Source organism: Funiculus sociatus GB2-C1, assembly GCF_039962115.1.
Taxonomy (GTDB): domain Bacteria; phylum Cyanobacteriota; class Cyanobacteriia; order Cyanobacteriales; family FACHB-T130; genus Funiculus; species Funiculus sociatus.
This window is the reverse complement of record NZ_JAMPKJ010000068.1, coordinates 18,175-30,383: the sequence shown is the minus strand read 5'-3', so window position 1 is coordinate 30,383 and position 12,209 is coordinate 18,175. Positions and strand designations below refer to the sequence as shown.

7 protein-coding genes are annotated in these 12,209 nt (G+C 48.4%); 4 read left to right on the top strand and 3 right to left on the bottom strand.

The genetic code is table 11. The annotated features are described in order from the left end of the window. On the top strand, positions 1-156 hold a 156-nt coding region (locus NDI42_RS23615; protein WP_190450670.1), incomplete at its 5' end, for a transposase. A gap of 116 nt (positions 157-272) precedes the next feature. Here NDI42_RS23615 and NDI42_RS23610 read toward each other — a convergent pair. Then, positions 273-1,214, bottom strand: a complete 942-nt coding sequence (locus NDI42_RS23610) for an alpha/beta fold hydrolase (RefSeq protein ID WP_190450669.1) — start codon at positions 1,212-1,214, stop codon at positions 273-275. 458 nt (positions 1,215-1,672) lie between these two features. Here NDI42_RS23610 and NDI42_RS23605 point away from each other — a divergent pair, with 458 nt between their 5' ends. Next, the gene (locus NDI42_RS23605; protein WP_190450668.1) at positions 1,673-2,671 is read left to right on the top strand and encodes an IS630 family transposase; all 999 of its coding nucleotides are present in this window, start codon (positions 1,673-1,675) and stop codon (positions 2,669-2,671) included. Positions 2,672-3,200: 529 nt separating this feature from the next. Here NDI42_RS23605 and NDI42_RS23600 read toward each other — a convergent pair. Together NDI42_RS23600 and NDI42_RS23595 are read right to left on the bottom strand one after the other, a co-directional pair. Next, complete coding sequence (locus NDI42_RS23600) at positions 3,201-3,347, bottom strand: hypothetical protein (protein WP_190450667.1); 147 nt, start codon at positions 3,345-3,347, stop codon at positions 3,201-3,203. After that, the gene (locus NDI42_RS23595; protein WP_190450666.1) at positions 3,340-3,477 is read right to left on the bottom strand and encodes a hypothetical protein; all 138 of its coding nucleotides are present in this window, start codon (positions 3,475-3,477) and stop codon (positions 3,340-3,342) included. Before NDI42_RS23595 ends, NDI42_RS23600 begins: the two co-directional genes overlap by 8 nt. A 686-nt stretch (positions 3,478-4,163) precedes the next feature. On the opposite strand from NDI42_RS23595, the gene NDI42_RS23590 reads away from it, so the two are divergent. Next, positions 4,164-11,876: a SpvB/TcaC N-terminal domain-containing protein gene (locus tag NDI42_RS23590; RefSeq protein ID WP_190450665.1), complete on the top strand. Its 7,713-nt coding sequence runs from the start codon at positions 4,164-4,166 to the stop codon at positions 11,874-11,876. Continuing rightward, the gene (locus NDI42_RS23585; protein WP_190450664.1) at positions 11,876-12,166 is read left to right on the top strand and encodes a hypothetical protein; all 291 of its coding nucleotides are present in this window, start codon (positions 11,876-11,878) and stop codon (positions 12,164-12,166) included. Before NDI42_RS23590 ends, NDI42_RS23585 begins: the two co-directional genes overlap by 1 nt. Positions 12,167-12,209: the final 43 nt, after the last annotated feature.

The window sequence follows — 12,209 nt, the reverse complement described above, 5'->3', positions numbered from 1 at the left end:
GATGAAATTATTGCTTACTTTGACAACCGAACTACGAGTGGTGTTGTTGAGGGTATTAACAATAAGCTCAAGTTGATTAAACGCTCTGCTTATGGGTTTAGGAATTTTGAAAATTACCGAATTAGATGTTTACTTACTTGGCATTTTAATTATTGAATTAGCATACTAAGTACTGAAGAGCCAAAATTGTTTCAATTTTTCTTTAAATTTCAACTTTTCAACCGACCTAACTTAAAAAAATATGATGCTTTTGCACAACTCATTTAGGGCTGCTATAAGGGAATAAGGTGTCCACTATTTTCGGCAATGATATATTGGCTATTAGATGAAAGTTTAGTCAAATCTAACTGAAGTTTCTGCCATCTCTGGAATCTTTCATCACTCATTGCTGGAGCTTTGACACCTTGAACCAACACGATTAAAGGCAAGTTATTCAATGATATAACGTCTTCTAATTGCTCAAAACTTTTTTCTAGGTTGGCATATTCGCTAGATACACTCGCCCAATAGTGAGGACGATAGCAGTAAGATTTGTAAGTATCAAACAAAGCTTGGACTGCTAGCGGATATTTTTTAATTTCTTGTTTGATCTGTTCCAGAATTGGCAACAAGTTGAGTTCTCCAATAAATCGCAACACACCAACTCGACTGGCAACCCTCATAACTTGATAAAGCCATAACTCTCTTTTAATACGTTTCCAGGTTTCGGATGTCATGCTCAATTCATGAGAGGAATCCACTAACACCAATCCAACCACATCTTCTGGATATTGACTTGCATATAGCCGCATATTAGCTCCACCCAAGGAGTGTCCAACCAAAATGTAAGGAGGCTTAATCCCAGCTTGGGTCAGAAGTGTATGCAATTCATCAACGCTTTGCTGGCTCGTGCGCGGTGTCCTGAGATTAGGATCGCTCCAACCCAAACCCGCTCTATCGTAAGTACACACACGGGTAAATTTAGCAATTTCAGGTGGAACCAAGCCCCATGTGATCGATGGAGCACCACCACCAGCATCCATGACAACTGTTGGTGTACCCTGACCAATACAGTTGAGATGTAGACGAAATCCCCCAATATCAACAAGCTGACCTAGCGGAGGGTATTTATGTCGATCAACAGCTTCACTAAGTGTTTGGTAGAAAATTCCCGAAAGTAATCCGACTGTGGTAATACCTAGTCCAAGCCAAATCAACTTTTCCGTAATTATCATAGCGAAATGCGCCAAGGTTTACACAGCTGAACTTAAGTTTAGCTTTTCTACCAGTTGTGGTAATTTTCTCACTACAGTTCGATAAAACAGACGGCAGTGGGTAAGACCTACTAGGCAAGGGAGCGATCACACTCACTCCTTACAGAACCGTCTATAGGTGATAAGGTGCAATATCTGAGTACACCCATGTGACTCCTAGCTTTTTCTATCGTTTTAACTTGATGTCCCTTAAAAAAAGCATATCTAACACAACTCAGTTTGGTGGTTTACAAACGACCGTTTATAAGACAGATTTCTGGAGCGGAGACAACGCGCCTCAAACCCAATATTACCGTGTCTCATAACCCATCTTTTTATCTATGTCTCGTGAGACAATTAAGTAGTTAGACAAAATTAGTTACACAAGCAATAACAACATATATTAAAATAAAAACGTTGTATATTAATTCAGTTTAAAGATGATATTCCTTCGAGAAATAAATCCTCTTTCGGCTAAATTACTGAAGCGAATTTATCACCAAAGCCGACATCATCAGGTGCGTCAAAGAGCGCATTGTCTAATCTTAGCCGCTCGAGGAGTAAAAGTTGAAGAACTAATGAAGGTTTTCCAAACAAGCTACAAGACAATCTACAACTGGTTCAATAGGTGGGAATCCGAGGGAGTAGTCGGACTATATAACAAACCCGGAAGAGGCTGTAAACCAACTTTTAATTCTGAACAAAAAGCAAAAATTAGAGACTGGGCGAAACAAGAGCCAAGACAATTAAAACAGGTGGTACAAAAGGTAAAAGAGGAATGGGGGATTAGCATCAGTACTAAAACAATTCAAAGAATACTTAAAACACTTTCAATGAGCTGGCATCGTATGCGCCGAGCAGTAGGAGGAGAACCCAACCCTCAAGACTATGAGCAGAAGAAGGCACAGTTAGAAGAATTTAAGCGATTAGAAGAGCAAGGGAAAATTAACTTATATTACTTAGACGAAGTGGGATTTTGTCTGATTCCTTGTGTCCCTTATGGATGGCAACCTATTGGAGAATACTTAACTATCCCTAGTCGTCATAGTAAACGTTTAAATGTTTTGGGAATTCTAAATCGAAATAATCATCTTGATACTTATGTCTCAGAGCAAACCATTAATTCTGATGTAGTTATCACTTGCATTGATACTTTCTTTCCTGCTGTGGATAAGCCAACGGTGATTGTTGTCGATCAATCGTCTATTCATACCAGCGATGCCATTCTTGATAAACTTGAGGAATGGCAAGAACGCGATATCACTATCTTTGAGCTGCCCTCCTATTCTCCTGAGTTGAATTTGATTGAAATTTTATGGCGGTTTATTAAGTATGAATGGATTGATATGGATGCTTACAAAGCTTGGGAAGCTTTTGTTGCAGATGTTGAAAAAATTCTGAGAGAATTTGGTAAAAATTATGTAATTAATTTTGTCTGACTACTTAATAAATGAGTTATGAAACCTTTTTAACAAAAATTGGATATTACTTTACCCAGTAGCAATCTCCAGACAGGATTCGATGCAAGTAGGGTTCGGTGCTTAGTTCACCTGGGCGTGGCAGGAGTTGTTTGCTGGGGTCAACTACTTCCGTCGGGCGCTCGGATTGGTGGTGTTAGGGGGAATGCTCGCGCTCAGACTGCATATCGTTTGACCTTGAACCCGCTACTTTATCCGACTAGAGAAGTGTGCCGTAATCCGACAGAACACGAATGCCAAGCTATCCTCCCCTGCCTCGCTTTCTCCTTGGGTTCTTTTAGGGTGAGCACTATCTACCGTGGTAGATAGTGCTCACTATTCTAAAGCTGCTGTAATCGTTACTGTGAGCGAAACTCATCCACTTGGATAAGTAGTTGGTTCCTCTCTTTCCGCGAATCAAACCAAACAATTGCGTAGTTCTGCAACGCTCGGCTTGAGTATCGCTCCTATGGAAATATTCCTGACTCTTCTGCGGGTTTTTCTACTGAATTCAGTTTTCATCGTTATCTCCATCTGCCCAGATAATTAATCCTCTCGTATCCAGTTCATCCAAGCTGGCAGCGTTGATTTCTTCCACCAATGAATTTGGGAGCGATCGCATAATCAGTTCAATCAACTGGGCAGTAAACTTATTCATTGCCAGCATCTCCCATCAATTGCTTGAACTGGACATAAGCTTCCTTCCAAGCGGTTGAACCGCCCTTGGTGACTTGCCAGAGCCACTTAATAATCTGCGTTTGGTTCAGTTCAAGCTTTAAATGGGACAAAAAGCACTACCCAAGAGAGCTGTCATCTATTGCAAAGTCTCTGCCGATGACCAATCGTGCAATCTGCTTTACAGCAACGCTTCGCTATCGCCAAGAGCAAGACCTAAGAGCCTATGCCCAGAAAGCGGGTTATCATTCCGCAAGAGGTCTAGTTTCTCTAACTAACTATTTGCTGCTTTCATCAAAACAAAGGACTGGGTGCATAGAGTTATGGAGGCGAGTGTACACGCCTATTACATCTTCCATGTAGTAGACAAATTCTGCTGACGTTTCAGGCGAAATAACCTACGATTCCTTGAGCTAGGGTTTAAGTTCGTTTTTTTAGTGTTTGTCTGATTGTTTCATGGGAGACGTTCTCAAATATCTCTAGTGAGTTTTCACATCCAATTAAGGCTCAAATCGAGCACTTTTTATTACGTTTTGTAACGTCTTTAGTCAACTCATTTAATTTTAAAAAACCGTGTATAACACTACCTACAACGACAGTTGGCTTGATTTATCAGAAAAATCTTCACCAGAAAATACCAAAACCACACTTGATTGAAATACAACCAATAGCTCAGAATGTGAGGGTTATTCATGACAGTACCTGCATGGGTTATCGCAATTGCTAATTATTTCAGAGAATTAAAACTTGTTTGGCTGACTGAAAGCTGTCATTTCCTTCCGCTACGGAGGTAGGCTCAATGCTCGATCGCCCCGCTCAAGCCGACAGTAAACAAGCCACAGAAGCTGATAAAAGCTACTATGCTCCGCCTCCTGCTGTATCCCTGCCCAAAGGGGGTGGAGCCATCAAAGGGATGGGAGAGAAATTTGCTGCTAACCCAGTGACGGGTACTGGCTCGATGAGTGTACCTATTGCTATCAGTCCTGGTCGTTCTGGGTTTGGACCGCAGTTATCCCTTTCATATGATTCCGGTGCGGGTAATGGAATATTTGGGCTGGGCTGGAATCTCTCGCTATCGTCGATTACGCGCAAAACAGACAAAGGTTTGCCTCGCTACTGGGATGGGGAGGAATCCGATGTATTTATGCTTTCAGGTGCGGAAGATCTGATGCCTGTACTGAGAGCAAACGACAGCCGGGAGGTCTTAGATTCGCCAGATGGTCAGTTTAAGATTCAGCGCTATCGCCCCCGAACTGAGGGTTTGTTTGCCCGGATTGAACGCTGGACAAAGCTGGATTCGGGAGAGACACACTGGCGATCGCTTTCTAAAGACAATATCACCACACTGTATGGCAGGACGACCCAGAGCCGCATTGCCGACCCTGATGATTCAACCCATGTCTTTAGCTGGTTAATTTGCGAGAGCTATGACGATAAGGGCAATGCGATTTGTTATGAGTACAAAGCGGAAAATTCGGATCGAGTCATTATAGCGCAGGCAAACGAGCGTAATCGTACTCCAGAGAATCGAGCGGTCAATCGCCACTTGAAGCACATTCACTACGGCAATCAAACGCCTCGACAGCCGAATGAAGATTTGAGTCTGCGAACGGATTGGATGTTTGAGGTGGTGTTTGATTACGGGGAACATGATCAGGTGAACCCTAAACCCAGTGATTCTGGGATGTGGATGGTTCGTAATGACCCGTTCTCTTCCTACCGGGCTGGGTTTGAAGTTCGCACCTATCGTCTCTGTCAGCGGGTGCTGATGTTCCATCATTTCCCAGAAGAAGAAGGGGTGAGGCGGGATTGCTTGGTGCGATCGACAGACTTCATTTATTCTTACGAACAAAATCCAACCGATGTTCGCAATCCTATCTATTCACTCCTGCTTTCAGCCACACAGACGGGCCACAAACGTAGCTCGACAGGAAACTATATCCAAAAATCGCTGCCTCCACTGGAGTTTACTTACAGTGAACCCAACATTGATGAAACAGTGCGAGATATTGATCGCGAAAGTCTTGAAAACCTGCCTAATGGGTTGGATGGAACTCGCTATCAGTGGGTGGATTTGGATGGGGAGGGTTTGTCAGGGATTCTGACGGAACAGGGTGGTGGATGGTTTTACAAGCGCAACCTCAGTCCGATTAATTCAGTTCGGGATAATGGTGCGGAGCATATTGCCGCAAAATTTGCCCCAGTGGAATTGGTTGCCAGTCAGCCTACGATCGCCCTAGCAAGTGGCGCTCAATTTCTCGATCTCGCCGGTGATGGTCGGCTTGACTTGGTGGCTTTACGCAGTACAACCCCTGGTTTCTATGAACGTACCCAGAAAGAGGGATGGGAGCCATTTGTCACCTTCAAGTCGCTGCCCAGTCTGGATTGGGATAACCCGAACCTGAAGTTCATTGACCTGAATGGGGATGGTCATAGTGACATTCTGATTACGGAGGATAATTGCTTTGTCTGGCACCCATCCTTAGCAGAAGATGGCTTTGATGCAGCGGAGCGGGTGAGCCAGCCCTGGGATGAAGAAAAGGGACCCAGAGTCATTTTTGCCGACAGCACCCAGTCGATTCACCTGGCGGATATGTCGGGCGATGGGTTGACGGATATTGTGCGAATTCGCAATGGCGAGGTGTGTTACTGGGCGAATTTGGGTTACGGGCGATTTGGTGCCAAGGTGACGATGGATAATGCCCCCTGGTTTGATGCACCGGATATTTTTGATCAGCGACGCATCCAGTTGGCGGATATTGACGGCTCTGGCACGACAGATATCATTTATCTCAGTGGGAGTGGGGTTCAGGTCTACTTCAATCAGTCTGGTAATGGTTGGTCAGTTCGACGCACGTTAAGCTACTTCCCGGCGATCGACAGTGTTGCCTCCGTAACCGTGATTGATTTACTGGGTAATGGTACAGCCTGTCTGGTGTGGTCTTCACCTCTACCCGGTAATGCTGGTCGTGTGATGCGATACATCGACTTGATGGGTGGTCAGAAGCCGCATCTGTTGCTGAAGACGGTGAACAATATGGGCGCAGAAACGGTTGTGCAGTATGCGCCTTCCACGAAGTTCTATCTGCAAGACAAGCTAGCGGGTACGCCGTGGATTACGAAACTGCCGTTTCCGGTACATGTGGTGGAACGAGTAGAGACACTCGATCGCATTAGTGGCAACCGCTTTGTCACTCGCCATGCTTACCACCACGGTTATTTTGATGGCGTAGAGCGAGAGTTTCGTGGGTTTGGCATGGTGGAGCAATGGGACACGGAGGAGTTCACGCTTTTCACGGCGGATGGAACGTTGCCTGCCACGAATTTGGATGCAGCGTTTCATGTGCCGCCGATTTTGACGAAAACCTGGTTTCATACTGGGGCGTATATCGATCGCGATCGCATTTCCAGCTTCTTTGCCCATCTACCCTCTGAACGGGGTGGCTATTATCAGGAGCCAGGGTTAACTCCAGAGCAGGTTGGACAACGGCTGCTGGATGACACGGTATTACCTACGGGTTTGACACTAGAGGAAGAACGGGAGGCGTGTCGATCGCTCAAGGGAGCCATGCTGCGTCAAGAGGTGTATGCGCTGGATGGCACAGCCAAGCAGCCCCATCCTTATAGTGTGGCAGAGCAGAATTACACGATCGAGCCAGTGCAGTCCTTTGGGCAGAATCAGCACGCGGTGTTCTTTACCCATGCGCGGGAGTCGCTGACCTATCACTATGAGCGCAATCCCGCTGATCCCCGCATCGGGCATGAGATGGTGTTAGAGGTGGATGAATTTGGCAATGTGTTGAAGTCGGTGGCAATCGCCTATCCTCGTCGCACACCGCAGCATCTAGAGCAAGAGCAGCTCCATGCGACCTATACCGAAAATCGGGTGACGAACAAGCCTAATGAAGCCGATTGGTATCGTCTGGGACTGCCAATTGAAACCCTGACTTATGAAATTACCGGAATATCCTCGACTGCGGGGCAGCAGTTTATCATTCCTGACTTCTATGCCAAAGATGCGGCAGATCAGGTCTCTGGATTTGTGACTGCGCCGGAGATTCCCTATGATCAATTTCCCGATGGCACATTGCAAAAGCGGTTGATTGAGCGGGTTAGAGCTTTATACCGTCGGAATGACCAGGCAAATACGCTCGATCCCACCCCGCTGCCGCTGGGCGAGGTTGAATCGCTGGCGTTGCCCTGTGAAAGCTACAAGCTGGCATTTACACCAGGGTTGTTGGCGCAGGTTTATGACAGCAAAATCAGCACGGTCGAATTGAGTAATTTGCTGCGGAATGAGGGGAAATACATTGAGCAGGATGGGGTGTGGTGGATTCCATCAGGACGGCAGTCATTCGATCCCAGTCGCTTCTATATATCGACACAAATGAAAGATCCCTTTGGTGGGATCTCGACGATGCTCTACGACGATTACGCGCTGTTAGTGGTCGAGAGTCGGGATACATTGCCCGATCCGCTCACCAATGTGGTGAGAATTCGTAACAACTACCGAACCATGCAGCCGGAACAAATCACTGATCCCAATGACAATCGCGCTCAGGTGGCGTTTGACGCGCTGGGGATGGTGGCTGGGACTGCCGTGATGGGCAAAGAGACAGAGACAAAGGGCGATTTGCTGGATGGATTTAAGGCGGATCTGACGCAGGCCGAAATCGATGCTTTTTTGGCAAATCCTTTGGGAATGGCGGCATCGTTATTGGGAAATGCGACGACGCGGATTATTTATGACCTGGAGCAGTTTAGGACAGATCAGCAACCTGCGGTAGCAGCGGCGATCGCCCGTGAAACCCACGTCGGCGATCCGGGGGGGGCACAATCGAAGGTGCAGGTGAGTTTTAGCTACTCCGATGGGTTTGGGCGAGAGGTGCAGCAGAAGGTTCAGGCGGAACCGGGGGATGCCCCGCAGCGAGAAGCCAATGCGGCAAATCCCAATCGTCCGGGTGACCTGATTTTGGAGAATGGTCAACCCAAACTTGCCCCAACCGATCCGCGCTGGGTGGGCAATGGGCGGACGATTTTTAACAACAAGGGCAAACCTGTCAAACAATACGAACCGTTCTTTAGCTCAACTCATCTGTATGAGGATGAGCCGGAGATGGTGATGACAGGGGTGACGCCGATTCTGTTTTACGACCCGGTGGAACGGGTGGTGGCGACGCTGCATCCAAATCACACCTACGAAAAGGTGGTCTTCGATCCCTGGCAGCAAGTGACGTGGGATGTCAACGATACGGTGCTGCTCGACCCCAAGACTGACCCAAACGTGGGTGGGTTCTTTCAGCGGTTGCCAGACAGCGATTATCTACCGACCTGGCACAGTGAGTATAGCGGTAGCCCGGATGCAGAAAAGCAGCGGGCGGCAATCAAGGCAGCGGCTCATGCGGCGACACCGGCGATCGCCCATCTCGATACGTTGGGGCGCACGTTTTTGACCATTGCTGATAACGGAGCCGTGGGCAAGTATGAGACACGGGTGGAGTTGGATCTGGAAGGCAATACTGTTGCCGTGATCGATGCCCGCAACAATGCGGTGATGATTTATGCGGTGGTGCAAAAGGATGCCGATGGTAAGCCGGTAAAGGATACGAATGGTAAGCCGATCGCGATCGGTCGAGCTTTCGATTTACTGGGGCACAACCTGTGTTCCTACAGCATAGATGCGGGCGATCGCTGGATGCTGAATAATGTGGCAGGCAACCCGATTCGCGGCTGGGATAGTCGAGGTTTTGTGCGGCGGCTGACCTATGATGCGCTTCAGCGTCCATTGGCTCTGTTTGTGCAGGATGCCCAGGGGGAAAAGCTAGTTGAGCAGACGGTTTATGGGGAGGCTCAGGGCAGTGCCACAAACCATCGGGGCCAGGTTTACCAGGTGTTTGATGGGGCGGGAGTGGTGACGAGCCAGAGGTATGACTTCAAGCGCAATCTGCTGGAAGGGTCGCGGCAATTGCTCCAGAATTACAAAGATCGGGTGGACTGGTCGCAGAATCCAACCCTTGAGAATGAACCACCTTTTGTCAGCAGCACGGTCTACGATGCGTTGAACCGTCCGATTACCCTGACCACACCGGATAACAGCACGATTCGTCCCCTCTATAACGAAGCGAATTTACTCAATGGAGTGGATGTGAATTTGCAGGGTGCGGCAACAGCAACGCCGTTCATCAAAAATATTGACTACGACGCGAAAGGGCAGCGCCAGTTGATTCGCTATGGCAATGATGTGGTCACGACCTATGAGTACGACGACAAAACCTTCCGGTTGATCCTCCTGAGAACAGAGCGGGGTAATCCTTTCACAGCAGATCGCCCCAAAGGAATTCAAAACCTCTTCTATACCTACGATCCGGTGGGAAACATCACCGAAATTCGGGATGATGCCCAGCAGACGGTCTTTTTCAACAATGCGATGGTCACACCCCGTAACCAGTATGTTTACGATGCCCTGTATCGCTTGATTCAAGCAAAAGGACGGGAACACAAGGGGCAGGTGGCAGACCCGCAGCCGGAATATAACTCCAGTGATTTTCCACGGATGAATCTGTCCCACCCCAATGAGATCAGTGCTATGCGTGACTACACCGAGCAGTATGAATACGACTCGGTGGGCAATATTTTGCGGATGATTCACCAGGCGGACAATGGCACGAATAATGGTACCTGGATTCGGCGCTATGACTACGAACTCACCAATAATCGCTTACGCAACACTAGCCTACCGGGCGATCTGCCAGATCTGTCGTTGGTTTCACCCCGCTATTTATATGACGAACACGGCAGCATGACGAAGATGCCGCACCTGACCCAGATGGATTGGGATTTCAAAGACCAGCTCCAGCGGGTGGATTTGGGTGGTGGCGGTGTGGCGTACTATGTCTACGATGCCGCAGGACAGCGGGTGCGTAAGGTAATTGAGCGGCAGAACGGGTCGCGGCAAGAGGAGCGCATTTACCTGGGAGGCTTTGAGATTTACCGCAAATACAACGGCAGCGGCAACACCGTCACGCTGGAGCGCGAGACGCTGCACATCATGGATGACCAGCAGCGGATTGCCCTGGTGGAAACTAAGACCATCACCAATCCCGATGATGAATCTCCCACGCAACTCATCCGGTTTCAGTTCGGCAATCATCTGGGTTCGGCTAGTCTCGAACTAGATGATCAAGCGAATGTCATTTCCTATGAAGAATACTATCCCTACGGGAGTACTTCGTATCAGGCGGTGGATAAGAGCATCAAGGCGGCAGCGAAGCGGTATCGGTATACGGGGATGGAGCGGGATGAGGAGAGCGGGCTTAATTATCACGGGGCACGGTATTATACGCCGTGGTTGGGGAGGTGGACGGCTTGCGATCCAATAGGGATTGAGGGTGGAGGTAATCTGTTCGTCTATGCCTTCGGCAATCCCCTTATGCTTGCTGATCCCCTCGGAACGCAGCCAGAAGCACCGGATAATTTTCCGCAAGATGAAGAGGGCAATTTTTTCCTTGGTGAGCTAACAATTGAGGTTTCGGGGACAGCTCCACCTGACGCCTATGGTTCGGCGGTAAGAGGAAAAATATCAAACCCCCTTCCCACGGAAGAGGAGTATGGGACGAGACTTGCAGCCGCGATCAATAGCCGCATCTACGACTGGACTTCGGAGGGGCAGGAGCAGTCCTTCGAATGGGCGTACCATCCAGAGAGAGCCAAAGCGCGATGGGACAAGTTTGTGGAGGCAGAGTATAAAAAATTTGGTCAACGAGAGGTTGCTAAGTTAGAAGAGTCATACCGGAGGATGGACAACGCCGCTAACATCGGTAAGGCAATAGGGGTGGGCACAGTAGTGGCGGCAGGAGGATTGGCTTACGCCGCCATCGCAGCACCTTCTCTTTCAACCACCATCCAATACACCGCTGCGAGAGCAGCAGAGCCTATTGCTACAGGCACAAAAGCTTATCTTGCTGCGAGCGTCGCGTACGGTGTAACTATGCCACCTGGCAGCCCCGACCTTCCTGGTCCGGGAAACGAAGTTGGAAGCCTGATAAGGCGCGGCGCTGCGGCGGCAGACGGAGCGCCAGCGACAGCAGTTTACTTCCGAGGCACTTCTGCGGGATTTGAAGGAAGCCCGTCATTGCAGCGGACAGGGATGACTCCAGCAACCACCGATCCGGTTGTGGGGACTATTTTCGCAACCGAGGGTGAAAACTATGGTCGCGGGGTGCTTCATATCGCTACCCCCGCAGATCTAGCAGGAGTAAAGATTAGTGAAGGCAACTGGCTTGCAGCCCTTGAGCGCGAAGTTGCTATTGAACTTGCACCGGCCCAGTTTGCAAGTCGAGCCAGCACGACTATTACTGCAGCGGAAGCCCGTTCTGCACTACGTAGCATGGGAGTTAAGATTTCATCAACAATTCGGACACCTGAGATGGTTACTAGTGCTTTGCAAAATACACCACGCTTCACCGAGGCTGAGATACGGAGGTTCTTAACAGTTCTAAAAGGAGGACGGTAGTGGAAGTTGTTTTTCGGATCGAAGCAGTGATATCAGCAGAACCGAATTGTTGGCATGTCGCTGGCAGAGCATATGCCAACATCACCGTCGGCGATATTGTTCTTGCCCAACTTGATCCCATAAGTAACAACGGAGATTTTACTTATCTCACGGTTATAGCGATTTCAACTTATGGTCGATCTATTGATCGGCTCGACCGGATGCTTACAGGTATGCTTACGGTTAAAGGATCAGAAGAAACAGACCTTTCTATGGTGCCAGATCTCTATCGACGAACATCAGAAGATTGAGTGCGATCGCCCGATCTTGTCTTACCAGCAGGATACGTTAACG